The following is a 25,072-nucleotide window of genomic DNA, read 5'->3' as shown; positions in this document are numbered from 1 at the left end:
CGAGGACAGGCGCGGGGACAGTCGCGGAGGCGAGGACCGGAGGTGCCGCGGATGCCGGAGCGGGTGGACGAGCAGGACGGCCGCGGACTGCTGCGGATCGGGCTGGCCGAGGTCTACAACCCCTCGATGGAGCCGACGCTGGTCCCCGGTGATCTGCTGGTGGTGCGTTACGGGGGAGAGGTGCGGCCCGGGCGCGTGGTGGTGATGCGCCACCCCTTCCAGCACGATCTGCTGATCGTCAAGCGTGCCGTGGCGCGGCGCGCGGGCGGCTGGTGGGTGCGGGGCGACAACCCGTCCGTGCGCAACGACAGCCGGGAGTTCGGGGTGGTGCCCGACGAACTGGTGGTGGCGCGCGCCTGGGTGCGGCTGCGGCCTCCGCGGCTGGTTCAGCGAACCCCCGGCGCGTTGCTGGGCTGGGTGTTCTCGGCGGTGCGGCCGCTGCCCTCCAGGCGCTTGCGGGCGCGGTAGGCCGCGACGTTGGCGCGGGTGGCGCAGCGGTCCGAGCAGTAGCGCCGCGAGCGGTTGGTCGAGGTGTCCAGATAGGCGTTGCGGCAGGGATCGGCCTGGCAGATGCCCAGCCGCTCCACGCCCAGCTCGGTGAGGTGGAAGGCCAGTCCCATGCAGGCGGTGGCCGCGTAGCCGGCGGTGGCGTTGGCGGGGTGGTCGGCCAGGTGCAGGTGCCAGCGGGGCCGGCCCCGGTCGTCCAGGTGGTCGTGGCCGGAGATCTGCGGGCTGGCGGGGAACTCCATCAGCAGGGCGTTGAGCAGGCCCACAGCCCCGACCTGGTCGCCCTCGGAGGCCGCCGTGAAGACCGCCCGCAGCCGGGTGCGGACGTTCCGCAGCCGGGTCACGTCGGCCTCGGTGGCGCGCCGGGCGGCGGTCTGCCCGGGGCCGAAGAGGGCGCGTACGGCCTCGACCGAGGTGAGCGTGTCCTCGCCGCGCCGGGGCTGCTCGGTGTTGACCAGCCGCACGGCGAAGTCCGAGTAATGGCTCAGTTCCACTTGTGGTCCTTACGGAATCGTCCTGTGGTCATGCCGGGGCCGAGTAAGGGCCCTTGGGGGAACCAGCCTATTACCCTCGATGGCACAGGAGGTTGCCGTGAGCGAGACGGACACGGGCGCGCACACGGACCGGCGGTACTGGCGGACCCTCTGGGACCGGCAGCAGGAGAGCTGTCCGCCCGGCCGTGAGGAGCGGTTCCGGACGATGCTGGACTCGGCCGAGGCGCTGGTGGGTCCCGGGCCGGGCGTGCTGGACCCGGCGTGCGGTACGGGTGGCGTCTCCGACCGTCTGCTGCGCCGGTTTCCGATGGCCACCAGCCCAAGGATCGGCCTCGGCCCGGCCCTGCCGGCCATCGCGCGCGGCTACTTCGCCGCCGACTCCCGGGTGCAGTTCGTCCGGGCCGGCCTGCGCGACCCGCGGTGGCGGGACGAGCTGCCGCACCGCGCGTACGACGCCGTGCTCACCTCCACCGCGCCGCACTGGCTGCGCACCGACGGGCTGCGGACGCTGTACGGGCAGCTCGCGGCGGCGCTGCGGGCGGCGGGCTTCGCCGAGGCGCGGACGGTGTGGGCCCCTCCGTCGACGCGACGGTGCTCGCCCTGCGGTGACGGCCGGGTGACGGCCGTGGGGGTGGTGCGGGCCGGCCCGCACCACCCCCACGGCTCGACGGCGGCGCTCAGCGCCGGGCCACGCCCTCGGCGCGGGCCGCCGCGGCGACGGCGGCGGTGACCGCCGGGGCGACCCGCTCGTCGAACGGCGAGGGGATCACGCACTCCTCGCTCAGCTCGTCGGCCACCACCGCGGCCAGCGCCTCGGCGGCGGCCAGCTTCATGCCCTCGGTGATCCGCGCGGCCCGCACCTGCAGGGCGCCCGCGAAGATGCCGGGGAAGGCGAGGACGTTGTTGATCTGGTTCGGGTAGTCGCTGCGGCCGGTGGCGACCACCGAGGCGTACCGGCGGGCCACGTCCGGGTGGATCTCCGGGGTGGGGTTGGCCATGGCGAAGACGAACGCGCCCTTCGCCATCCGCGCGACGGCGGCCTCGGGGACCGTACCGCCGCTGACGCCGATGAAGACGTCCGCGCCCGCCAGCGCGTCCCCCAGCGAGCCGCTGAGCCCGGCCCGGTTGGTGAAGCCGGCCACCTCCCGCTTGACGTCGGTGAGGTCCGCGCGACCGGTGGAGACGACGCCCCGGCGGTCGCAGACCGTCACGTCGCCGATGCCCGCCTCCACCAGGATCCTGGCGATGGCCACCCCTGCCGCGCCCGAGCCCGAGACGACCGCGCGCAGCTCGCCGAGCGCGACCCCGCGCAGCCGGGCGGCGTTGCGCAGCGCGGCGAGGGTGACGACGGCCGTGCCGTGCTGGTCGTCGTGGAAGACCGGGATGTCCACCCGCTCCTGGAGCCGGCGCTCGATCTCGAAGCAGCGGGGCGCGGAGATGTCCTCCAGGTTGATGCCGCCGAAGGAGGGCGCGAGCCGGGCGACGGTGTCCACGATCTCGTCGATCCCCCGGCAGTCCAGCGCGATCGGGACCGCGTCCACGCCGCCGAACTGCTTGAAGAGGATGGCCTTGCCCTCCATCACCGGCAGGGAGGCCTCCGGGCCGATGTCGCCCAGGCCGAGCACCGCGCTGCCGTCCGTGACGACCGCGACGGTCTGTGACTTCCAGGTGTAGTCGTGGACCAGTTCCGGCTGCTCGGCGATGGCGCTGCACACCTTCGCCACACCCGGTGTGTAGGCCAGGGAAAGGTCGTCCGCGTTCCGCACCGGCACGGTCGCCCGGACCGCCATCTTGCCGCCGCGGTGCAGGGCGAAGGCCGGATCGATGCTCGCGTCGACGCCGTCGTCCAGGTCGCTCCCGGAATTGACGATCTCCGCTGCCACTGTGTTCAACCCCTTTGTCGCTGATTCTGTCGAGGGTGGCCGCGTCCTGGTCGAGGAGCGGGCGGGCACCGCGTCCGCGGCCCGTCCGGTGGATGGGGCCACCGTCGGGGCGGGTACGGACGCCGGGCGCGCCGCACACGCGCCCTGGTCCCCGGGTGAGGGGTGTAAACGCACTTTCTACCGGATGAGCCCCGCCGGTACGAGTGGCTTTCGCATCCTCCCGGCCGCCGTGTCCTGTCCCGGATGCCCCCGGGGGCAGGTGGTCGAAACGGCTGTTTCCCGGCAGAACGGCCGTATGGCGGCCGACGGCCCGCTCGGTGCGGCGGGAACGCGGCAAAGACGCGGCAAGGGGGCGGGAGGAGGACGGGAGGAGAGTGACAAAGCTCTCGTTCCGCGTGTCACCCCACTCATACGAGCAGACAAGGGGCGCGCCGCTGTCGGAAGCGGTCGTCTCCGATCGCCCGTTACCCGATTTTGACACGGTCGGCGTCATGGCTCCCGGTGTCCGGATGGCAAGATGCGCTTCATCGCACAGGCCAGGACCGTCCTCCGGGGCGCGTCCGGCCGACCGGCTACTCCACTCACCCCGCAGGAGGACCACCCATGACCGCACGTACCACCCGCCCCCTGTCCACGGTGGGAGGGTCCCCGAGGCCGTCCGCCCGCCGGCGCCTGGCCGCGGTCGGAGCCGTCGTGGTCGCGGGCTCCCTGCTGCTCACCGCCTGCGGGGACCAGACCGACGGCGGTGGTGACGGCGACGGCGACGGCGGCAAGAAGACGGAGAGCGCGAACGCCGCCCCGCTGCACGACAAGCTGCCCGCGGACATCCGGAAGGCGGGCGTCATCAAGGTCGGCTCGGACATCGCCTACGCGCCGATCGAGTTCTACGACGAGAACGACCAGGTCGCGGGTGTGGACCCCGATCTGGCCGATGCCCTGGAGAAGCAGCTCGGTGTCGAGTTCAAGTTCAGCAACGGGACCTTCGACCAGCTCGTCCTCGGCATGAACTCCGGCCGCTTCGACATCGTGATGTCGGCCATGACCGACACCAAGGAGCGCCAGCAGGGCGAGAGCGAGGACGCCCAGGGCGGCGCGGACTTCGTCGACTACTTCCGGGCCGGCTCCGCGATCCTGGTCAAGAAGGGCAACCCCGAGGGCATCGAGTCCCTGGACGACCTCTGCGGCAGGACCGTCGCCCTCCAGCGCGGCACGGCGAACGAGGACCTCGCCGAAGAGCAGAGCGAGAAGTGCGACAAGCCCATCAAGATCCTCGCGTTCGAGAAGGACACCGACGCGCTGCTCCAGGTCAAGCAGGGACGCGCGGTCGCGGACATCAACGACTACCCGGTCGCCGCGTACAACGCCAAGACCTCCGGCGGGGGCGGCGACTTCGAGGTCGTCGGCGACCAGATCAACGCCGCTCCCTACGGCATAGCGGTGAGCAAGAAGAACACCGAACTGCGCGACGCCATCAAGGCGGCCCTCGACGCGATCATCGACAACGGCGAGTACCAGAAGGTCCTGGAGAAGTGGGACGTCGCCGGTGCCGGGGTCGAAGAGGCGACCGTCAACGGCGGCGAGTGAGCCGTCCGGACCGCACCGCTCCAGAGCAGTCCGAACGAAGGTAACCATCCGTGCCCGAACCCGAAGACCTCGCAGAGTCCGAGAACCCCGAGAACAACGCCCCGGCGGTGTCCATGACCAAGGACTCCGGCGGGGCGGACGGGGCCGTACCGGCGGCCGGCGGCCGGCCGGTGCCGCCCGAGGCCGTCAAAGCCATCCCGGTGCGCCACTACGGCCGGTGGATCAGCGCCGTGCTCGTGCTGGCCGTGCTAGCCCTGCTGGTGTCGGCGTTCGCGGACGCCGACATCACCTGGGCGACGGTGGGCGAGTACCTCGACCACGAGACGATCGTCCGGGGAGCCCTCAACACCCTGTGGATCACCGTGCTCGCGATGCTGCTGGGCGTCGTGCTCGGCACCCTCCTGGCGGTGATGCGGCTGTCGAAGAACCCGGTGATGTCCTCCGTCGCCTGGGGCTACATCTGGATCTTCCGCGGTACGCCCGTCCTGGTGCAGCTGCTGCTCTGGTACAACCTGGCGCTGATCTTCCCGATCCTGGACCTCGGCTTCTACCGCGACGAGATGAACGACGTGATGACGCCGTTCCTCGCCGCGCTGCTGGGCCTGGGCCTGAACGAGGCCGCCTACATGGCCGAGATCAGCCGGGCGGGCATCCAGTCGGTCGACGAGGGTCAGACCGAGGCGGCCCACGCGCTCGGCATGACCGGCTCCCGCACCATGCGGCGGATCGTGCTGCCGCAGGCCATGCGGGTGATCATCCCGCCCACCGGCAACGAGTTCGTCAACATGCTCAAGACCTCGTCGCTGGCCTACATCATCCAGTACGGCGAGGTACTGCTGTCGGCCACCAAGATCTCCTCGCGCAACCTCGCGGTGATGGAGCTGCTGCTGGTGGCGACCATCTGGTACCTGGTCCTCACCACGGTCTTCAGCATCGGTCAGTACTACCTGGAACGCCACTTCCAGCGCGGTTCCTCCCGCAGCCTGCCGCCCACCCCGTGGCAGCGGGTGAGGAGGAGCCTGGGCTCGTTCCGCACACCGAGCCAGGTGGGAGGGAGGACGATATGACCAGCCCGGCGGTTCCCATGGTGAAGGCGGAGGGCGTCCACAAGTCCTTCGGCCACGCCCACATCCTCAAGGGCATCGACCTGGAGGTCGCCCCGGGTGAGGTCTTCTGCCTGGTCGGCCCGTCCGGCTCGGGGAAGTCCACCTTCCTGCGGTGCATCAACCACCTGGAGAAGATCAGCGCCGGCCGGCTGTGGGTCGACGGCCGCCTCGTCGGCTACCGGCAGAAGGGCGACCGGCTCTACGAGCTGAAGGAGCGGGAGGTCGCCACCCAGCGCCGGGACATCGGCATGGTCTTCCAGCGCTTCAACCTCTTCCCGCACATGACCGCGGTGGAGAACGTCATGGAGGCACCGGTCCAGGTCAAGGGCGTGAGCAGGGCGGTGGCCCGGGAGCGGGCGCTGAAACTGCTGGACCGCGTCGGCCTGGGCGACAAGACGAACAACTACCCCTCCCAGCTCTCCGGCGGCCAGCAGCAGCGGGTCGCCATCGCCCGGGCACTGGCGATGGAGCCCAAGCTGATGCTGTTCGACGAGCCCACCTCGGCGCTCGACCCCGAGCTGGTCGGCGAGGTGCTCGACGTCATGCGCGGGCTGGCCGAGGACGGCATGACGATGATCGTCGTCACCCATGAGATGGGCTTCGCCCGGGAGGTCGGCGACTCGCTGGTCTTCATGGACGACGGGGTGGTCGTCGAGGCCGGCCACCCGCGCGAGGTGCTGACCGATCCGCGGCACGAACGGACGAAGGCGTTCCTGTCGAAGGTCCTGTGAGGCTCCGGGATCGTCCGGCGCGCGCGGTGGCGGGGTGCCCGGCCGGGCACCCCGCCACCGCGGCGTTCCGCCGTGTGCCCGGCCGGGCTGTCCGGCTTTCCGCCCTGGTCAGCGGCGAGTGTCACACCGGTATTCGGTTTCGCCGGGCTGCCGCTCGGCCTAGGGTCGGTACATGTTTGCTGCCTATGCCGCGCGCATCGACCGCGATCAGCCACTGAACGGACTGGAGCTGGGCGAACGTCCGGAACCGGAGGTTCCGCCGGGGTGGACGGCCATCGACGTCAGGGCGGCCTCCCTCAACCACCACGACCTGTGGTCCCTGCGCGGGGTCGGTCTGGGCGAGGAGTCGCTGCCCATGATCCTGGGCTGCGACGCCGCCGGGGTGGACGCCGACGGCAACGAGGTCGTCGTCTACCCGGTGATCGGGGCGACCGGGCACGGCGTCGGGCCGCGCGAGCAGCCCTCCATCCTCACCGAGAAGTACCAGGGCACCTTCGCCGAGCGGGTGGCCGTACCGCAGTGGAACGTTCTGCCCAAGCCGAAGGAACTCTCCTTCGAGGAGGCCGCCTGCCTGCCGACGGCCTGGCTGACCGCCTACCGGATGCTCTTCACGGGCGCCGGGGTACGGCCCGGCGACTCGGTCCTGGTGCAGGGCGCGGGCGGCGGGGTGGCCACGGCGGCCATCGTGCTGGGCGCGGCTGCGGGGCTGCGGGTCTTCGCCACCAGCCGTGACGCGGCCAAGCGCCGGCGGGCCGAGGAACTGGGCGCCGAGGCCGCCCTGGAGAGCGGGGCGCGGCTGCCGCACCGGGTGGACGCGGTGATCGAGACGGTGGGTGCCGCCACCTGGTCCCACTCGGTGAAGTCGCTCAGGCGCGGCGGCACACTGGTGATCTCGGGAGCGACCAGCGGGGTCACCCCGCCCTCCGGCGAGCTGAACCGGATCTTCTTCCTGGAACTGAAGGTCGTCGGCTCCACGATGGGCTCCAAGGAGGAGCTGGCCGGGCTGCTGAGCTTCTGCGCGGCCAAGGGCGTCCGCCCGGTGGTCGACTCCGTGCTGCCGCTGGAGCGGGCCCGTGAGGGCTTCGCGAAGATGGCGGCGGGGGACATCTTCGGCAAGGTCGTCCTGACGCGCTGACGCACCGGCGGTGCGGCCCGTCCGGCCCCGGCGGGACCGGACGGGCCGCACCGCCCCCCGGTCACCCCTCGGTCACCCCCCGGTCACCGCTCCGGGGACGGAGGCTCGGCGTCCCGCAGCACGGCGACGATGCGGACCGCCGCCGCGGACAGCCGGCGGCGGGCCTCACCCAGCTGCTCCTGGCTCACCCCGTGGTCGCGCGCCGCGTCCCGCACGTCGTCGCGGAAGCGGTCCAGCAGCCTCTCCAGCTCGCGCGCCGGATCCCGGGGCGGGTCGGCGGGCTCCTCGGCCCACTCCGGCGCCGGGACCCCGGCTTCCTCCGGCTTCCCGCGGGGCGGCCGGGACGTGCCGTGACCGGCGCCTCCGCCCGGCCCGCCCAGACCGCCCAGATGCCGGGCCAGCTCGGACATCCCCGTGCGCACCGCGCCCTGCCAGTCGCCCCGCTGTGCCTGGGACTGCACCTCCTGCTGGACCTGGCGGGCGATCCGCAGGGCCTCCTCCCGGGCCGCGTCCCGCGCCTGACGAGCCTTGCGCGCCTGGTGCCGGGCCTGCTGGGCCTCCTGCCGGGCCCGCCGGGCCTGCTCCTGCCACTGCTCCCGGGCCCGCCGCATCTCCTCCTGCACCGTCCGGAGCGCGTCCTTGTCGCCCCGGGCCGTCTCCCTCGCGGCCTCCCACACGTTCTCCCAGGCACTCTCCCAGCCGGCGGTGTCCCAGCCCTCCCCGCCCCCGGCCGGAGTGCTGCGGTTCCGCTCCGCGGCCTCGCGCACCTCGCGGCGCAGATCGCCGGCCGCGCCGCTGACGTCCTCCCGGATGTCGGCGGCCAGGGCGGCCAGGGACTCGTGGATCTCCCGCTCCAGCTCGGACAGCTCGCCCTGCCGGCCGGTGAGTTCGGCGCGGCCGGCGTCGGTGAGGGAGTAGACCTTGCGGCCGCCCTCGGTGGTGTGGCTGACCAGGCCCTCGGCCTCCAGCTTGGCCAGCCGGGGGTAGACCGTGCCGGCGGAGGGGGCGTACAGCCCCTGGAAGCGCTCCTCCAGCAGCCGGATCACCTCGTAGCCGTGGCGCGGCGCCTCGTCGAGCAGCTTCAGCAGGTACAGGCGCAGTCGTCCGTGGGCGAAGACGGGGGGCATGGTCACACGTCCTTACGCAGGGAGTCCTGGTCCGCGGGGCCGGTGCCCCGGGGCCGGGCGGGAACACCGGAGCCGCCGGGGGGAGCGGACTCCCCGTCGTCCCCGGCCGGGCGGCGCAGCAGGGCTATCGAACCGGAGACGGTGGTGGCCCGCAGCCGTCCGGCGCCCGCTCCGAGGGTGCCCGTGATCCGCTTGGCGCCCCACTGCCCGGAGACCCGCAGCTCCTCGAAGGCGCAGGACACGGTGCCTCCGGCGGTGCCCGCCTCCACCACGGTGTCGGCCGGGTGCGGCAGGCGTACGGCGATCTGGCCGGAGACGGAGTTGAGCCGGATGTCCGCGGGCCGCTCCCGGCGGACCGGGCCGAGGTCCACCACCATGTCGCCGCCGACCGAGTCGGCCCGGACCGGGGCGTCGCCCCCGTCGAGGACGGTCAGATCGCCGGAGACGGAGTTGAACCGCAGACCACCGGTGACCCCCTGGGTCTCGACGGCGCCGGAGACGGTGTCGGCCCGCACCGGGCCGGCCAGGCCCACCAGGGTGACGCAGCCGGTGATCGCGCGCACCTCCGTACCGCCCTCGACGCCGGTGATCACCGCGTCGGCCCCGACGACCCCCACCTCGACCCGGATCCCGGCCGGTACGGCGAGCGACACGTCGGCCCGGTGCCGCCGGCTCCCGCGGTCGAGCAGGGTGAGAAAACCCTGCCAGGGCAGGTCGTCGTACGCGACGGTGAGGATGCCGCCCTCCAGGGCGACCCGCAGCGGGGGGCCGTCGAGGGCGCCGACCTCCAGCCGGGTGGCCGGGTCGCCGGTGCCGACGACGTTGACCGTCCCGTTGAGGACGCGGACCCGCAGTGTGTGGACGTCCTCGTCGAAGTCGAGCCTGCGCGGCTCGTCGACGGACCATTCGGACCGGCCTGGCACGACGGCCTCCCCTGTCTCGGCATGCGACGACATATCGCGTCTCGGAAAACACGATATATCGCGGAGACGGGAAGTCAAGGGCCCGCTGCGCCGGGCGGCACCGGTCACCGGTCCCCGGCGACCCGCCGCGCCGTCAGCCGTCAGCCGTCAGCCGTCAGCCGTCAGCCGTCAGTCCTCAGTCGTCCTCGTCGTCCAGCCGCGCCAGCCAGGTCGCCAGCCGCTCGACGGGAACTTCGAAGTCCGGGTTGAGATCGACGAAGGTCCGCAGCTGCTCGGAGAGCCACTCGAAGGTGACCTCCTCCTCGCCGCGCCGCTGTGCCAGCTCCTCGATGCCGCGGTCGGTGAAGTACATGTGTGTGCTCCTGTGGAACCTGGACGGTCGGGGGTGTTCTCTCCCCGGTTCAGCGTATGCGGGGCCCGAAGCGCCGTTTCCGGCGGTGGGCGGGGTCTCGCGCCGGCAGCCTGACGGGCGCCGCGGGGGCGTTCGGCGGACCGGCCGCCGACGGCGGCTGACGGCGGCCGACGGGATGGGGAGCCGCCGGCCACCCGCTCACCCTTCCGCGCGTGGTCGCACTCGCTCCGCACCCGCGTGCGCCGGGGGAGAGGGAGGACGCGGGCAGGGCCGAGGACGGAGCTCTCCGGCAACTGGTCCGTACTCCGGGCGTGCAGCGTCCTCACACGCTCAACTCCCCGGCAGCACACGCTGCCGTACGGGGACTGCGAGCCCTTCCCGGGCCGAGCCCCCGCGCCCCGCCCGGCACCCCGCGCCCCGGACGCGCCCGCGCCCGGACGAACGCGGCGGGGCCCGCCGTACGGAATCCGTACGGCGGGCCCCGCCGCGTTTCCCGGCTGCCGTGCCGGTGCCGTACCCGGCGCCGGCACACCGCTCAGAGGTCGAAGACCTCCTCGACGAGCTGCTGCTGCTCGGCCTGGTGGCGCTTGGCCGAGCCGACCGCCGGCGAGGAGGACGACGGGCGCGAGACCCGGCGCAGCCGCCGCTCGGTGCTCGGGGTGCCGGAGCCGATGAACAGGTCGAGGTGGTCGACCAGGTTGAGCGCGATGAACGGCCACGCGCCCTGGTTCGCCGGCTCCTCCTGGGCCCACACGATCGTGGAGGCGTTGCCGTAGCGGGCGACCTCGGCCTGGATCTCCTTGCTGGGCAGCGGGTACAGCCGCTCCAGCCGGACGATCGCGGTGTCGGTGGCGTTCCGCTTCTCGCGCTCCGCGGCGAGGTCGTAGTAGACCTTGCCGGAGCAGAAGACGACCTTGGTCACCCGCGCCGGGTCGGCCGCGGTGTCGCCGATCACCGGCTGGAAGCGGCCGGCGGTGAACTCCGCCGCCTTGGAGGTCGCCGTCTTCAGCCGCAGCATCGACTTCGGGGTGAAGACGATCAGCGGCTTGTGGTGCGGGTTGTGGACCTGCCAGCGCAGCAGGTGGAAGTAGTTCGACGGCAGGGTCGGCATCGCGACCGTCATGCTGTTCTGTGCGCACAGCTGGAGGAAGCGCTCGATCCGGGCCGAGGAGTGGTCCGGGCCCTGGCCCTCGTAGCCGTGCGGCAGCAGCAGCGTGACGCCGGAGGTCTGGCCCCACTTCTGCTCGGCCGAGGAGATGAACTCGTCGACCACCGTCTGGGCGCCGTTGACGAAGTCGCCGAACTGCGCCTCCCACATCACCAGCGCCTCGGGCCGGGCCAGCGAGTAGCCGTACTCGAAGCCCATCGCCGCGAACTCGCTCAGCAGCGAGTCGTAGACGTTGAAACGGGCCTGCTCCTCGGACAGGTACAGCAGCGGGGTGTAGTCCTCGCCGGTCTCCCGGTCCACCAGGACGGCGTGCCGCTGGCCGAAGGTGCCGCGGCGGGAGTCCTGGCCGGACAGCCGGACGGGAGTGCCCTCCATCAGCAGTGAGCCGATGGCCAGCGTCTCGCCCATCGCCCAGTCGATCCGGTCCTCCTCCACCATCGCCGCGCGGCGCTGGAGCTGCGGCATCAGCCGCGGGTGGACGGTGATGCGTTCGGGGATGTTCACCTGGGACTCGGCGATCCGCTTGAGGACCTCCGCGCTGACCCCGGTCTCCACCGCGACCGGGAACTCCGCCCGCGGGGCGGGCACCTCGGCCGGTGCCGGGGTGGCGGTGGCGTCGCGGACCTCGGTGAAGACCTTCTCCAGCTGCCCCTGGAAGTCCTGGAGCGCCTGCTCGGCCTCCTCCAGGGTGATGTCGCCCCGGCCGATCAGCGACTCGGTGTAGAGCTTGCGCACCGAGCGCTTCTTGTCGATCAGGTTGTACATCACCGGCTGGGTGAAGTGCGGGTTGTCGGCCTCGTTGTGCCCGCGGCGGCGGTAGCAGACGAGGTCGATCACCACGTCCTTGTTGAACGCCTGGCGGAACTCGAAGGCCAGCCGCGCCACCCGGACACAGGCCTCCGGGTCGTCGCCGTTGACGTGGAAGACCGGCGCCTCGATCATCCGCGCCACGTCGGTGGCGTACATCGAGGAGCGCGCCGACTCGGGCGGCGCGGTGAAGCCGACCTGGTTGTTGATGACGACGTGCACGGTGCCGCCGGTTCGGTAGCCGCGCAGCTGCGACATGTTCAGCGTCTCGGCCACCACGCCCTGCCCGGCGAAGGCCGCGTCGCCGTGGAGCTGGACGGGCAGGACGGTGAAGTCGGTGCCGCCCTTGCCGATGATGTCCTGCTTGGCGCGGGCCACACCCTCCACGACCGGGTCCACGGCCTCCAGATGGGAGGGGTTGGCGGTGAGCGAGACCTTGATCTGCTCGCCGTCCAGGCCGGTGAAGGTGCCCTCGGCGCCCAGGTGGTACTTCACGTCGCCGGAGCCGTGCATCGACTTCGGGTCGAGGTTGCCCTCGAACTCGCGGAAGATCTGGGCGTAGGACTTGCCGACGATGTTGGCCAGCACGTTGAGGCGGCCGCGGTGGGCCATGCCGACGACGACCTCGTCCAGCCGGGCCTCGGCGGCGGCGTCCAGCACCGCGTCCAGCAGCGGGATGACGGACTCGCCGCCCTCCAGCGAGAACCGCTTCTGGCCGACGTACTTGGTCTGCAGGAAGACCTCGAACGCCTCGGCGGCGTTGAGCCGGCGCAGGATGCGCAGCTGCTCGTCGCGCTCCAGCGAGGAGTGCGAGCGCTCGACGCGGTCCTGGATCCACTTGCGCTGCTTGGGGTCCTGGATGTGCATGTACTCGATGCCGGTGGTGCGGCAGTACGAGTCGCGCAGCACGCCCAGGATCTCGCGCAGCCGCATCACCGACTTGCCGGCGAAGCCGCCGACGGCGAACTCGCGCTCCAGGTCCCACAGGGTGAGCCCGTGCTCGGTGATGTCCAGGTCCGGGTGCTTGCGCTGCTTGTACTCCAGCGGGTCGGTGTCGGCCATGACGTGGCCGCGCACCCGGTAGGAGTGGATCAGGTCGAAGACGCGGGCGGCCTTGGTGACGTCGTCGTCGTGGCTGACGTCGATGTCCTTGAGCCAGCGGACCGGCTCGTAGGGGATGCGCAGCGCCTCGAAGATGTCGTCGTAGAAGTTCTCCTCGCCGAGCAGCAGCTGGTGGATGATCCGCAGGAACTCGCCGGAGGCGGCGCCCTGGATCACCCGGTGGTCGTAGGTGCTGGTCAGCGTCATGACCTTGGAGATGCCCAGCTTGTTCAGGGTGTCCTGGGAGGTGCCCTGGAACTCGGCCGGGTACTCCATGGCGCCCACGCCCAGGATCACGCCCTGGCCGGGCATGAGCCGCGGCACCGAGTGGACGGTGCCGATGCCGCCGGGGTTGGTCAGCGAGGCGGTGACGCCGGAGAAGTCCTCCATCGTCAGCTTGCCCGCGCGGGCCCGGCGGACGATGTCCTCGTAGGCCTGCCAGAACTCGAAGAAGGTGAGCGTCTCGGCCTTCTTGATGCCGGCCACCACGAGCTGGCGGTCGCCGTTGGGCTTGACCAGGTCGATGGCCAGGCCGAGGTTGACGTGGTCGGGCTTGACCAGCGTCGGCTTGCCGTCCCGCTCGGTGTACGAGTGGTTCATCGACGGCATCGCCCTGAGCGCCTTCACCATGGCGTAGCCGATCAGGTGGGTGAAGGACACCTTGCCGCCGCGGGCGCGCTTGAGGTGGTTGTTGATGACGATGCGGTTGTCGACGAGCAGCTTCACCGGGACCGCGCGCACCGAGGTGGCCGTCGGCAGCTCCAGCGAGGCGTTCATGTTCCGGGCGACCGCGGCGGCCGGGCCGCGCAGCGGCACGTACTCCGGTCCGCCCTCCCGGGCCTCCGGCTCCGTCGCCGCCGGCTCGGCCTTCTTCGGCTCGGGCTTCCTCGGCTCGTCCTTCTTCGGTGCGGCCCCGGTGGGTTCGGCCTTCTTCGGCTCGTCCTTCGCCGGCGCGGGCCGCGCGGGGGCCTTCGCCGCGGGCTGCTCGGCGGCCTTCCCGGCGGGGGCCGCGGCCCGCGGCTGCTGCGGCTGCTGAGGCTGGGCCTGCTGCTGGGCCCGGGCGGGCGCCTGGGGCGCCCCGGGCTCGGCCGTCGGCTTCGACGCGGTGGGGGCCGCGGCTCCCGCGGCGGCCTGCCCGGGCTTGTAGTCGGCGAAGAAGTCCCACCAGGCCCGGTCGACCGAGTTCGGGTCCTGGAGGTACTGCTGGTAGATCTCGTCGACGAGCCACTCGTTGGGACCGAAGCCGGCGGGTCCGGTTCCCTGTCCGTCCTTCTCGGGGGTCGGGGTCCCTCCCTGCCGGGGGCTGGGGGAGCTCGAAGTCTTGGGGGCCTGTGGCGACACGGCGGCAACCGCCCTCTTCCGCTTACCTGTATGGGTGGACAGCAGAAATAAAGGCTACGCTCCCCGAGCCGTTCGGTGCAGTCGGCAGGCGGTTGGGGTCGTCTAAGTCACATCCGGGGACCTGTTTCGGCGTTTTCCGCAGCGGGAAACACACTCAGTTCGACCGAATCCGGCAAGAACGTGCCGAGGAGTCGGCTCGCGGCGGCCGGCTCCCTCACCTGTCGGTTCCCCGCAATCCCACCGACAACCCTACGTCGCCTCCGGGTCGGACGTGCTGCCGGGAAGAGTGACGAGGATCCGGCAGCCGCGCGGCGACTCGGCCACCCTGATCCGCCCGCCGTGCAGGTCCACCGCCCAGCGCGCGATGGCCAGGCCCAGCCCGGTGCCGCCGTCGCCGCTCTTGGCCGCCGCGGAGCGGCCGAAGCGCTCGAAGACCCGCTCGCGGTCCGCCTCCGGGATGCCCGGCCCCTCGTCCAGCACCTCCAGCCGCAGACTCGTCGGGGCCTGGCCGGAGCGCGCCCGCACGGTCACCCGGCCGTACGGCGGGCTGTGCTTGACGGCGTTGTCGATCAGGTTGGCGACCACCTGGTGAAGCCGCTCGGTGTCGGCGTACGCGGCCAGCTCGGGGGGCTGGACGTCCAGGTGCAGATGGACGTCGGTGCGGGAACGCCCCTCGCCCTTGGTCATGTTGGCCTCCTTGAGCACCCCCGACAGGTACGGCCACACCGTGAAGCGCCGGGTGCGCAGCGGCACCACGCCGTTGTCGAGCCGGGACAGGTCCAGCAGGTGCTCCACCAGGCTCCCCAGCCGCTCGGTCTGCTTGAGCGCGGTGTCCATGGTCACCGGGTCGGCGTCGGAGACCCCGTCCACCACGTTCTCCAGCACCGCGCGCAGTGCCGCGATGGGGGTGCGCAGCTCGTGGGAGACGTTGGCGACCAGCTCCTTGCGGTGCCGGTCGGCGGCCTCCAGATCGGCGGCCATGCGGTTGAAGGTGTCGGCGAGCTCGCCCAGCTCGTCCCGGCGCTCGACGCGGACCCGCCGGGTGTAGTCGCCGCGCGCCATGGAGCGGGCGGCGTCCGTCATCTCGTCCAGCGGCGCGGCCAGTCCGTGCGCCACGAACTGGGTGACCAGCAGCGAGGCGATCACCGCGAGCAGGGCGATCACCCGCAGCTCTATGGAGGAGTGGAGCGCGATGATGGTCAGCAGCGTGGTGATGGCCACGGTGGCGATCACCAGGGCGCCCAGGGCGGCCTTGACCGAGCGGTTGGGGTCCAGCGGGCGCAGGCCCTCCCAGCAGCGCTCCCACAGGGACCGCAGGCGGCTCCGGCCGCCCTGACCGCTCCGGCCGCCCTGACCGCTCCGGTTCCGGCGGTCCGCGGGTCTCATGCCCAGTCGGAGGCGGGCGCGGGTGCCTCCAGCGCGTAGCCGACGCCGTGCACCGTGCGTATCCGCTCCGCGCCGATCTTGCGGCGCAGCGCCTTGATGTGGCTGTCGACCGTGCGGGTGCCCGAGGCGTCCGCCCAGTCCCACACCTCGGCCAGGAGCTGCTCGCGGGAGAGCACCGCGCGCGGCGAGTTGGCCAGGCAGACCAGCAGGTCGAACTCGGTCGGGGTGAGGTGCACGTCCTTGCCGCCCACCCGCACCCGGCGCTGGGCGTGGTCGATCTCCAGCTCGCCCAGCCGCAGGGTGCCCGAGCGCGGCGCGGCGGCGGCGATCGTGGCCCGCTCCACGCGGCGCAGCAGTACGTGGACCCGGGCGACCAGCTCCCGCATGGAGAAGGGCTTGGTCATGTAGTCGTCCGCGCCGACCCCGAGGCCGACCAGCATGTCGGTCTCGTCGTCCCGGGCGGTGAGCATCAGCACCGGCAACGGCCGCTGGGCCTGGACCCGGCGGCAGACCTCCAGACCGTCGAAACCCGGCAGCATCACGTCCAGGACCAGCAGGTCGGGCTGCCACACCTCGGCCGTCTCCACCGCCGCCGGGCCGTCGCCCGCCGTTCTGACCTGGAAACCCTCGGCGCGCAGCCGGACGGCGACCGCCTCGGTGATCGTCGGATCGTCCTCCACGACCAGGACCCGGCGCTGGGCGCCCGGGGTGGCCGCGGCGGCGCCGCCGTGAGTCTGCGTCGTGTTCCTGTGGTCCATCACGCCTCGCGTCCCGGTGCTCGGTTCCTTGCAGCAGCGTAAAGAAATGGTGAGCGGCGCGCTACGCCGGTCGAAGGGCGGAGGGAGGCGGCTTGCCCGGTGACCGTCCGGCCCGGGCCGGGGCCGCCGGCGGGCAGCCGTCCCGTTCGCCCGGCCGTTCCTGCCCTTCCGGTCCCTCCGCCCCTTCCCGTCCGGCCCGGCGGCCGCCCGGAACGGCCCGCCGCGCCGCGGCGGCCCCGTCTCCCCCGCGAGGCCCGGTCCGTCCGGTCTCGCACGGGGGGAGGGTACGGGCCCGTCCTGCCGGTCACCGGCGGCACCGTGCGGGGCGCTCGCGGTGGAGGCGGTGGAGGCCTATCGCTCACAGCGAACACGGGTCGGGGAACACCCGCCCACCGCCCGGACATTGAACAGGCATTGAGTCGTACAAGCTCAATTTGCCTGCCTAGGGAGAGATCATGGCTCTGTCGCCCACCAAGCTCACCCTGCCCGTGCTGCCGCTCGACAACGAGGTGGTGCTCCCCGGGATGGTGGTGCCGCTGGACCTGTCGGACTCCGAGGTGCGGGCCGCGGTGGAGGCCGCCCAGTCCGCCGCCCGGTCCGCCCCCGGGGAGACCGGTACCGCCGGGACGGCCGCGGAGGACGGGAGAACCGGGGGAACACCGAAGCCGCGGGTACTGCTGGTGCCGCGGGTCGACGGCGGCTACGCGGGCATCGGCGTGCTCGGCCTGGTGGAGCAGGTGGGCCGGCTGGCCGACGGCGATCCGGGCGCCCTGATCCGCGCCGTGCGCCGGGTGCGCATCGGCGCCGGCACCACCGGGCCCGGCGCGGCCCTGTGGGTGGAGGGCACGGAGGTCGCCGAGGCCGCCGAGACCGCCGAGGCCGCCGGGGCCGCCAAGTCCGGCGCTCCCACCGCCCCCGGAGCGGTCGCCGAACTGGTCAGGGAGTACAAGGCCCTGGCGACCAGCTGGCTGCGCAAGCGCGGCGCGTGGCAGGTCGTCGACCGCGTCCAGCAGATCGACGACGCCGGGCAGCTCGCCGACAACTCCGGCTACAGCCCCTTCCTCACCACCGCGCAGCGCGTGCGGCTGCTGGAGACCACCGACCCCGTCGAGCGGCTGAGGCTGACGACCGGCTGGCTGCGCGAGCACCTCGCCGAGCAGGAGGTCGCCGAGGCCATCGCCAAGGACGTCCAGGAGGGCGTGGACAAGCAGCAGCGCGAGTTCCTGCTCCGCCGCCAACTGGAGGCCGTCCGCAGGGAACTGGCTGAGCTGGGCGACGGGTCCGGCGAGGAGGGCGACGACTACCGGGCCCGGGTGGAGGCGGCCGACCTCCCCGAGAAGGTCCGCGAGGCCGCGCTGAAGGAGGCCGACCGGCTGGAGCGCACCTCCGACCAGAGCCCCGAGAGCGGCTGGATCCGCACCTGGCTGGACACCGTCCTGGAACTGCCGTGGAACGAGCGGACCGAGGACGCCTACGACATCCCCGGCGCCCGCGCAGTCCTGGACGCCGACCACTCCGGCCTGGCCGAGGTCAAGGACCGCATCATCGAGTACCTGGCCGTCCGCAGGCGCCGCGCCGAGCGCGGGCTCGCGCCGGTGGCCGGGGAGGACGGCGGGCCCGGGGGCGGGGGCGGACGCCGGGCGGGCGGCGCGGTGCTCGCCCTGGTCGGCCCGCCCGGTGTCGGCAAGACCTCGCTGGGCCGCTCGGTGGCGAAGGCGATGGGCCGCGAGTTCGCACGGGTGGCGCTCGGCGGCATCCGCGACGAGGCGGAGATCCGCGGCCACCGGCGCACCTACGTCGGCGCGCTGCCGGGCCGGATCGTCCGGGCGGTGAAGGAAGCCGGCTCGATGAACCCGGTGATCCTCCTGGACGAGATCGACAAGGTGGGCAGCGACTTCCGGGGCGACCCGGCCGCCGCCCTGCTGGAGGTGCTGGACCCGGCGCAGAACCACACCTTCCGGGACCACTACCTGGAGGTCGAGCTCGATCTGTCCGACGTGGTCTTCCTGGCCACGGCCAACGTCCTGGAGGCCATACCGCAGCCGCTGCTGGACCGCATGGAACTGGTGCGGCTGGACGGCTACACCGAGGACGAGAAGGTCGTCATCGCCCGCGACCACCTGCTGCCCCGGCAACTGGACCGCGCCGGGCTGGCCGAGGGCGAGGTGACGGTCGGGGAGGACGCGCTGCGCAGACTGGCCGGGGAGTACACCCGCGAGGCGGGCGTACGCGACCTGGAACGGCACATCGCCCGGCTGCTGCGCAAGGTCGCCACCCGGCACGAGCTGGGCGAGGGCGAACTGCCGTACACCGTCGCCGCGGACGGGCTGCGCGAGCTGGTCGGCCGCCCGCACCACGTACCGGAGTCAGCCCAGGACCCGGCCGAGCGGCGCACCGCCGTACCGGGCGTGGCCACCGGACTGGCGGTCACCGGCACCGGCGGCGACGTGCTGTACGTCGAGGCGTCGCTGGCCGACCCGGAGACCGGCGGTTCCGGACTGACCCTGACCGGGCAACTGGGCGACGTGATGAAGGAGTCCGCGCACATCGCCCTGTCCTACCTGCGCTCGCGCGGCGCCGAACTGGAGCTGCCGGTCGGCGACCTGAAGGAACGCGGTGTCCATCTGCACGTCCCGGCGGGCGCGGTGCCCAAGGACGGCCCGAGCGCGGGGATCACCATGACGACCGCGCTGGCCTCGCTGCTGTCGGGCCGCCAGGTCCGTCCGGACGTGGCGATGACCGGCGAGGTCTCGCTGACCGGCCGGGTGCTGCCGGTCGGCGGGGTGAAGCAGAAGCTGCTGGCTGCGCACCGGGCGGGGATCACCACGGTGATCATCCCCAGGCGCAACGAGCCGGATCTGGACGACGTGCCGCAGGAGGTGCTGCGGAAGCTCGACGTGCGGCCGGTCTCCGATGTGCGCCGGGTGCTGGAGCTGGCGCTGACCCCGGCGGAGGCGGAACTCCCGGTGGCCGCCTGACCCCACCGGTCCCGCCCGGCCCGGCTCCCGTCCCCGCGCCCACCCGGCGCGGGGACGGGGACCTGTCCGCGGCAGCCGCCGTCGGCCGGGTACGGACTCCGTCCCGCCCTGTCCCGTTCCGGAGCGGGACCGGGCGCCGGTGCGCACGGCCACGAGCCGCACCTTCCGCCGAGATCCGGACCGCACCGGTGAGAGGCGCGGCGCGTGGGAGCCGCCCGCACGGTCCGGCGGCCGTGCGGCAGGGTGCCCTTGCTCCCTCCGGAACCGCCCGGCGGACGGCACCGGAGCGGCCGGTGCGCCACCGGGCGTGGGAGGTCCGTTCGCGAACCGCTCTCCGGGGACTCCCGGGAAGGCGGAGGAACGGCACCCGGCCCCGCGGTGCCGTCCGTCCGGCGGTGGGCGGTTCGTACGTCGGCCGCCTCACGGGGCCGTCGTGCCGCCGCTCTCCCCGGGGGCGGGGGTGGTCCGGCCGGCTAGAACTCCACCAGTACCGCCGTCGCGTCGTCGTGGGTCTTGCCGCGCGGGAAGGCCGTGCCGTGACGGTCGCCGGTCTCGGCGGCGCGGACCCGGGCGACCAGCGCCCCCGGCCCCTCCTCGCGGAGCAGCGCCAGCAGCCCGGCCCAGTCGCCGAGCCGGAAGACCTCCGCCCAGCGCGTGGCGCCGTCGCTGAGCGCGGCGAGGGCCCGCACCTGGTCCCGGGGGGTGCTGCCGGTGACCGCGCGGGCGGTCACCGCGGGATCGGCCGCCGCGGTGAAGAAGCCGCCCGCGGTGTTGCGCAGGCTCTCCAGACAGGCGGCCCGGTCCGCCGCGGGCAGCGTCCGCGCGGTGTGCCGCAGGGCGTCCAGCCGGGTGTCGAGCACGGGGGTCACCGTGCCGTCCACGGTCTCGACCAGCAGCGCGGAGTCGGAGAGCACCAGGTGCTCGACGGTCTCCTCGTCCCAGCGCGCCAGCACCACGGTTGCCTGTGGAGTGCGGGGGTGAGAAAGGTCACACGCCGGTCCGTGCGCTTCGGCGGTTCGCGAGACGGCGGCCGACAGGCACTCCGCCAGTGTCATATCCCGCCGTGAACCGGACAGTTCGAGCAGCGCGCCGCCGAGGCGGGCCACGTACCACGGCACGCCGTGCGCGCAGCCGGTGTCCGTCGGCGGAGGGGTCACCCCGTCCAGGACCACCAGCGCGCCGCCCCGCCCCGCCGCAGGTAGGGCTACTGACGCGTAGTCCTCGTTGGGGAGTCGCGGGCTGCCCGGCTCGCTCGCCATCTCGATCCGCATGCGCGTCAGTCTGCCGGAGGGACGGGGGAAGGATGTGGCACGGGGTGCCCGGCGGCTGCCGGGCACCGGCGTCCTGCCGGGATTTCGCCGGACTTCCGCCGGAATGCGGCCCACGTGACGACGTGAGCGGCGAATCCTGCCAAAACCGCGTCCTCATTTCCAACCCCCGTCCGGCGTGTGCCCGGACCGTTGTACGGACCGGAGTTGTTCCGCAACTCCTCCGTGATGTTCACTCCTCCGAGTGGTCCGGCACGGGAGACCTCTCCCGCCCTCGACGGCAGCGCCGGAACGGCCTGCCGCCGCGGGCGGACGCGGCCGGAGGGGGACGGGACGGCGGAACGACGAGGAGCACGGTCCCGTGCCGCACACGGTGGGCTGTCGTGTCCCGGGCGAGTCCGGGACGCGGGACGAGAATGCGAGTGCGGGTGGGGAAGAAACGACTCCGGCGCGGCCGGCAGAACGACGAGAGCGCCACGGCTTCCGCGGTTCCGGTGACTCACCCTGCCGACACGGTCACCGTGTCCGGCCGCCGGGCGCGGGTGCGCAACAGACTGCTCGTCTCCGTCACGCTGTGCGCCGTCGCGGTGCTCGCGGCGGGCGCGCCCGGGGTGGCCACCGCCTCCCGGGACCTGGCGGACTCCCAGCGGCTGGTGGACCGGGCCGAACTGGGCCGGCGGGCGGTTTCGCTGAGCCATGCGCTGGCCGACGAGCGCACCGAGGCCGTCCGCCTCGCCGCCGAGGACGGCGCGGCCGGCCCGGAGGGTACGGACGAGGCGGACGGTACGGACGGTGCGGACGGCGAGGGGCTCCCCGAGAGGGAGCGCGCCCGGGTGGACAGCCGCATCAGGGAACTGCGCGCCGACGCGCCCGCCGACCTCCGGCGGCTGCTCGACGAGCTTCCCGACATCCGCCGGCAGGCCCTGTCCGGGGAGGACGGCGCCGCCGCGGTGTACGAGTCGTACTCCGAGCTCGTCCGGGCGCTGGGCAACGTCACCGCCGCCACCGCCCGGGCCCTGCCCGGCCGGGCCGAGAACGCCGCGGCCGACGCGCTGCCCGACCTCGGCCGCGCCGTCGAGCAGGCCGCCGGGGCCCGCGGGCTGCTGGTGGCCGCGCTCGACGCCGGGAACGGAGGGGAAGCCGAGCGGGAGCTGGCCGAGGCGGGCCAGCTGGCCCGGCTGCGCGAGCAGGCCGCTCTCGCCGACTTCGACCAGGCGGCGCCCGCCGCCACCCGTGACACCTACGCCAGCACCGTCACCGGTGCCGACATCACCCAGGCCGAGCGCTATCTGGCCCGGCTCACCGACCGGCCCCGGCTGAGCGACGGGGACCGGGCGCTGAACGCCGACCGGGTGGCGGCTGCGCTGACCGCCCGGGTGGACCGGATGCGCGGCGTGGAGGCGTCGCTGGCCGTCGGCGAGGTCAAGCGGCTGGAGCGGCTGCGGGACGACGACCTCACCGCGCTGGAACTGCGCGTCGCCCTGCTCGGCGTCTGCCTGCTGCTCGCGCTCGGCGTCGGTGTGCAGGCCGCCCGTTCGATGACCCGGCCGCTGGCCGTCCTGCGGCGCGGCAGCGAGCGGGTGGCCGCCGACCCGGCGGGTCAGGAGCCGGTCGCCTACAAGGGGCGGGACGACGAGTTCGCCGAGGTCGTACGTGCCGTCAACCGGCTGCGGGCCACCGCCGCCGCGCTGCACGAGCGCGCGGTGCGCGCCGAGGCGGCGGCCGGGGCACCGGAGGCCGCGACCGCCACGAGCACCGCGAACCCCGCGACCGCCGCGGACACGGCCGGCACCACGGCCACCACAGCCGCCACGGGCCCGGCCGGCGCCCCCGCCGCCCCCGCCGCGGACCGGCCCGCGGGCGGCTCCCGGAGCACCTCCGCCCAGCTCGCGCTGCGCACCCTGGGCCTGGTGGAGCGGCAGCTCGCCATCATCGAGAGCCTGGAGCACGAGGAGAAGGAGCCGGACCGGCTCGCCACCCTCTTCAGGCTCGACCACCTCGCCACCCGGATGCGGCGCAACAACGAGAACCTGCTGCTGCTGACGGGGGCCGAGCACACCACCGGCCAGGTGGAGCCGGTGCCGCTGCTGGACGTGCTGCGCGCCGCCGTGAGCGAGATCGAGCGCTACGAGCGGGTGGAACTGGCCGCACTGCCCCCGCACGCCCAGGTCTCCGGCCCCGCCGCCGACGACATCAGCCACCTGGTGGCCGAACTCCTGGACAACGCCACCGCCTTCTCGGCCCCCGACGCCGAGGTGCGGCTGTCGGGCTGGATGCTGGAGAACGGCGAGGTCATGCTCTCGGTCCAGGACGAGGGCATCGGCATGACCGCCGAGCGGATGGCCGAGCTGAACGTCCTGCTCGGCGAGTGCGGCGCGCGGGGGCCGGACGCCCCGGCCCGGGAGCCCGCCGCGGTTCCGGGGGAGAACGGCGCGCTGGGCATGGGCCTGTACGTGGTGGCGCACCTCGCGGCGCGGCACGGCATACGGGTGCAGTTGCGCGCGCAGAAGCAGGGCGGGGTCGCCGCGGTCGTCGTCCTGCCGCGCGCCCTTCTGCCGGACCGTCCGATGCCGGGCCACGCCAGGGACGCCAGAGGTACGGTCGTGGGCCAGGTGCCCGCCCTGCCGGGCTCGGAGGCCGAGGCCAACGGCAACGCGCTGCCGCCCCGCGCGGCCCGGGTACGGCCCGCGCCGGCGGCGCCGGCGGCGCCGGCGGCACCGGACACCGCCGGCGGCGGTGCCGCCGGCGGGACTGCCGCCCCCGGGGAGACCGCTCCCGCGGCGGACTCCGGGGCGGACGAGACGATGCAGATTCCCCGGGTCACCCTTCCGGAGGAGCCCGCCGCACCCGCGGGAGCGGCCACCGGTACCGCCCGGCCCGTCGACATCGACGTCGAGGAGGCCGACGCGGCCGCGGCCGACCCGGCGCGCGAGGCCGTCGGCCGGTCCGGGCCGGCCGCGGCCGGGGAGCCCGCCGAACACGCCCGCGCCGTGGACGAGGCACCCGCCCCCGCACCGGAACCCGCACCGGAACCCGGCCCGGAGGACGCCCCGGGTGCCCCGGGCGCGCCGACCGGACGCGTCGTCACCGACAAGGGCCTCCCCAAGCGGACGCCCCGCCAGGTGGCGGTGGACACCGGCGCCCGCTCCCACCGGGGCGGACTGAGGGCCGAGGAACTGCGGCGGCGGCTCGGCGGGTTCCAGCAGGGCGCCCGGGAGGGGCACCGGGACGTGCGGGCCCAGCTCGCCGAGGAGACCGGACAGATCGAGCGCCCCGCCACCGGCGACCGGCCGGCGGCGGCGGACACGAAGGACGCGGCCGGCACGGACGGCACTGTCGAGGAGGCACGGAAGTGAGCGCTCCCACCACCGCGCGCGGTCTCAGCGCCCAGGCACGCAACCTGCGCTGGCTGCTGGCCAATCTCGTGGACGAGGTCCCCGGCGTACGGTCCGTCGCCGTGATCTCCTCCGACGGCCTGCTGCTGCTGTCCTCCGAACCGGCCCGGCCGGACGTCACCGAGGGCGTCGGAGCAGCCGGAGCCGTCGGAGCCACCGCGGAGAGCACTGAGGCCGCTGAGGCCGCTGATGCAACGGCCGCCGCCGGCGGCGGCAAGCCGCGTCCACCGGTGCGGGGCACGGACGGCGGCGGGCGCGGCGGCCCCCGGACCTCCGGCGCCGACCTGGCCACCATCGTCTCCGGTCTGGCCTCCCTCACCCAGGGCGCCGCGAAGCTGACGGACGCCGGCGCCGTCCGGCAGACCATGGTCACGATGGACGAGGGCGCCCTGTTCGTCATGGCGATCAGCGACGGCTCGCTGCTCGGCGTCCACGCCGAGCCCGACTGCGACATGAGCGTCGTCGCGTACCACATGGCTCTCTTCGTCGGCCGGGCCGGACACGTCCTCACCCCCGAACTCCGCACCGAACTGCGCACGTCGATGGAGCTGGACCAGTGACCTCCCACATCCTTCCGCTGCCCGTACGCAAACCCGCGCGGGTGCGTCCGTACTCCCTGACCGGGGGACGCACCCGCTTCGGCCACGTGCTGCTGGTGGAGACCCTCGTCGCCGCCATCGAGGCCCCCGAGGAGCGCCGCGAGCTGGTCTCGGGCGGGCTGCGGGAGAGGGTGATGCCCGAGATGCTGGCCATCGTCGAGCTGTGCCGCCGGATGCGCTCGGTCGCCGAGATCGCCGCCCGGCTGCGGATGCCGCTGGGCGTGGTGCGCGTCCTGCTCAGCGACCTCGCCGATCAGGGCCGCATCCGGGTCTACGGCACCGGATACGACAGCGACCGCCCCGACCGCGCGCTGCTGGAGAGGGTGCTGGGTGGCCTCCGCAGACTCTGACGCCGGAAGAACGCGGGCACCCGCCGGAGCACGCACCGCCGGACCCGCCGAAGCACGTACCGACGCACACACGAACAGA

General features: G+C 73.5%; 19 protein-coding genes. 10 read left to right on the top strand and 9 right to left on the bottom strand.

The window, feature by feature from the left end; translation table 11 throughout:
* The first annotated feature begins 51 nt into the window (after nucleotides 1-51).
* A complete protein-coding gene (sodX, locus tag CUT44_RS20225) occupies nucleotides 52-468 on the top strand; it encodes a nickel-type superoxide dismutase maturation protease (RefSeq protein WP_100203306.1) in 417 nt (138 codons plus the stop codon).
* On the opposite strand, the gene CUT44_RS20220 is transcribed toward sodX, so the two are convergent.
* A complete protein-coding gene (locus CUT44_RS20220; RefSeq protein ID WP_100203305.1) occupies nucleotides 387-1,001 on the bottom strand; it encodes a CGNR zinc finger domain-containing protein in 615 nt (204 codons plus the stop codon). The genes sodX and CUT44_RS20220 overlap by 82 nt on opposite strands.
* A gap of 79 nt (nucleotides 1,002-1,080) precedes the next feature.
* Between CUT44_RS20220 and CUT44_RS20215 the strand changes: the two genes are divergently transcribed.
* The gene (locus CUT44_RS20215) at nucleotides 1,081-1,731 is read left to right on the top strand and encodes a methyltransferase domain-containing protein (protein ID WP_233221513.1); all 651 of its coding nucleotides are present in this window, start codon (nucleotides 1,081-1,083) and stop codon (nucleotides 1,729-1,731) included.
* Here the strand turns inward: CUT44_RS20215 and CUT44_RS20210 are convergent.
* Nucleotides 1,679-2,884 carry an NAD(P)-dependent malic enzyme gene (locus CUT44_RS20210; RefSeq protein WP_100203303.1) on the bottom strand — a complete coding sequence of 402 codons (1,206 nt, stop codon included), beginning with the start codon at nucleotides 2,882-2,884 and terminating at the stop codon, nucleotides 1,679-1,681. The genes CUT44_RS20215 and CUT44_RS20210 overlap by 53 nt on opposite strands.
* A gap of 603 nt (nucleotides 2,885-3,487) precedes the next feature.
* Here CUT44_RS20210 and CUT44_RS20205 point away from each other — a divergent pair.
* The 4 genes from CUT44_RS20205 to CUT44_RS20190 all read left to right on the top strand — a co-directional run bounded on the left by CUT44_RS20205 (nucleotide 3,488) and on the right by CUT44_RS20190 (nucleotide 7,440).
* On the top strand, nucleotides 3,488-4,468 hold the full coding sequence (locus CUT44_RS20205; RefSeq protein WP_100203302.1) for an ABC transporter substrate-binding protein: 981 nt from the start codon (nucleotides 3,488-3,490) through the stop codon (nucleotides 4,466-4,468).
* A 113-nt stretch (nucleotides 4,469-4,581) separates the two neighbouring features.
* The gene (locus CUT44_RS20200; RefSeq protein WP_100203434.1) at nucleotides 4,582-5,535 is read left to right on the top strand and encodes an amino acid ABC transporter permease; all 954 of its coding nucleotides are present in this window, start codon (nucleotides 4,582-4,584) and stop codon (nucleotides 5,533-5,535) included.
* Nucleotides 5,532-6,305, top strand: coding sequence for an amino acid ABC transporter ATP-binding protein (locus CUT44_RS20195; protein WP_100203301.1), 774 nt, complete (start codon nucleotides 5,532-5,534; stop codon nucleotides 6,303-6,305). Before CUT44_RS20200 ends, CUT44_RS20195 begins: the two co-directional genes overlap by 4 nt.
* 172 nt (nucleotides 6,306-6,477) lie before the next feature.
* The gene (locus tag CUT44_RS20190; RefSeq protein WP_100203300.1) at nucleotides 6,478-7,440 is read left to right on the top strand and encodes a zinc-binding dehydrogenase; all 963 of its coding nucleotides are present in this window, start codon (nucleotides 6,478-6,480) and stop codon (nucleotides 7,438-7,440) included.
* Between the two features lie 83 nt (nucleotides 7,441-7,523).
* Here the strand turns inward: CUT44_RS20190 and CUT44_RS20185 are convergent, their stop codons facing one another.
* From CUT44_RS20185 to CUT44_RS20160, 6 genes are all read right to left on the bottom strand, one after another.
* Nucleotides 7,524-8,567: a PadR family transcriptional regulator gene (locus tag CUT44_RS20185; protein ID WP_100203299.1), complete on the bottom strand. Its 1,044-nt coding sequence runs from the start codon at nucleotides 8,565-8,567 to the stop codon at nucleotides 7,524-7,526.
* A gap of 2 nt (nucleotides 8,568-8,569) precedes the next feature.
* Nucleotides 8,570-9,490: a DUF4097 family beta strand repeat-containing protein gene (locus tag CUT44_RS20180; RefSeq protein WP_233221512.1), complete on the bottom strand. Its 921-nt coding sequence runs from the start codon at nucleotides 9,488-9,490 to the stop codon at nucleotides 8,570-8,572.
* A 175-nt stretch (nucleotides 9,491-9,665) separates the two neighbouring features.
* Nucleotides 9,666-9,842, bottom strand: coding sequence for a DUF6104 family protein (locus tag CUT44_RS33595; RefSeq protein WP_100203297.1), 177 nt, complete (start codon nucleotides 9,840-9,842; stop codon nucleotides 9,666-9,668).
* A 535-nt stretch (nucleotides 9,843-10,377) separates the two neighbouring features.
* Nucleotides 10,378-14,259: a multifunctional oxoglutarate decarboxylase/oxoglutarate dehydrogenase thiamine pyrophosphate-binding subunit/dihydrolipoyllysine-residue succinyltransferase subunit gene (locus CUT44_RS20170; protein ID WP_100203296.1), complete on the bottom strand. Its 3,882-nt coding sequence runs from the start codon at nucleotides 14,257-14,259 to the stop codon at nucleotides 10,378-10,380.
* Nucleotides 14,260-14,508: 249 nt separating this feature from the next.
* Nucleotides 14,509-15,645, bottom strand: a complete 1,137-nt coding sequence (locus CUT44_RS20165) for a sensor histidine kinase (RefSeq protein WP_100203295.1) — start codon at nucleotides 15,643-15,645, stop codon at nucleotides 14,509-14,511.
* Nucleotides 15,642-16,403: a response regulator transcription factor gene (locus tag CUT44_RS20160; RefSeq protein WP_100203294.1), complete on the bottom strand. Its 762-nt coding sequence runs from the start codon at nucleotides 16,401-16,403 to the stop codon at nucleotides 15,642-15,644. Before CUT44_RS20160 ends, CUT44_RS20165 begins: the two co-directional genes overlap by 4 nt.
* Before the next feature lie 455 nt (nucleotides 16,404-16,858).
* Here CUT44_RS20160 and lon point away from each other — a divergent pair, with 455 nt between their 5' ends.
* A complete protein-coding gene (gene lon / locus CUT44_RS20155) occupies nucleotides 16,859-19,381 on the top strand; it encodes an endopeptidase La (protein WP_100203293.1) in 2,523 nt (840 codons plus the stop codon).
* Between the two features lie 473 nt (nucleotides 19,382-19,854).
* Here the strand turns inward: lon and CUT44_RS20150 are convergent, their stop codons facing one another.
* On the bottom strand, nucleotides 19,855-20,652 hold the full coding sequence (locus CUT44_RS20150) for a protein phosphatase 2C domain-containing protein (protein WP_100203292.1): 798 nt from the start codon (nucleotides 20,650-20,652) through the stop codon (nucleotides 19,855-19,857).
* A gap of 491 nt (nucleotides 20,653-21,143) precedes the next feature.
* On the opposite strand from CUT44_RS20150, the gene CUT44_RS20145 reads away from it, so the two are divergent.
* Genes CUT44_RS20145 through CUT44_RS20135 form a run of 3 tightly spaced genes read left to right on the top strand, consistent with a single transcriptional unit; the run spans nucleotide 21,144 to nucleotide 24,993 of the window.
* Nucleotides 21,144-24,005, top strand: coding sequence for a sensor histidine kinase (locus CUT44_RS20145; RefSeq protein ID WP_233221511.1), 2,862 nt, complete (start codon nucleotides 21,144-21,146; stop codon nucleotides 24,003-24,005).
* On the top strand, nucleotides 24,002-24,604 hold the full coding sequence (locus CUT44_RS20140) for a roadblock/LC7 domain-containing protein (RefSeq protein WP_199185773.1): 603 nt from the start codon (nucleotides 24,002-24,004) through the stop codon (nucleotides 24,602-24,604). Before CUT44_RS20145 ends, CUT44_RS20140 begins: the two co-directional genes overlap by 4 nt.
* Nucleotides 24,601-24,993, top strand: a complete 393-nt coding sequence (locus tag CUT44_RS20135; RefSeq protein WP_100203291.1) for a DUF742 domain-containing protein — start codon at nucleotides 24,601-24,603, stop codon at nucleotides 24,991-24,993. Before CUT44_RS20140 ends, CUT44_RS20135 begins: the two co-directional genes overlap by 4 nt.
* Nucleotides 24,994-25,072: the final 79 nt, after the last annotated feature.

The sequence above is a fragment of the Streptomyces carminius genome (assembly GCF_002794255.1).
In the GTDB taxonomy this organism is placed as follows: domain Bacteria; phylum Actinomycetota; class Actinomycetes; order Streptomycetales; family Streptomycetaceae; genus Streptomyces; species Streptomyces carminius.
This window is presented reverse-complemented; position numbering and strand designations above follow the sequence as displayed.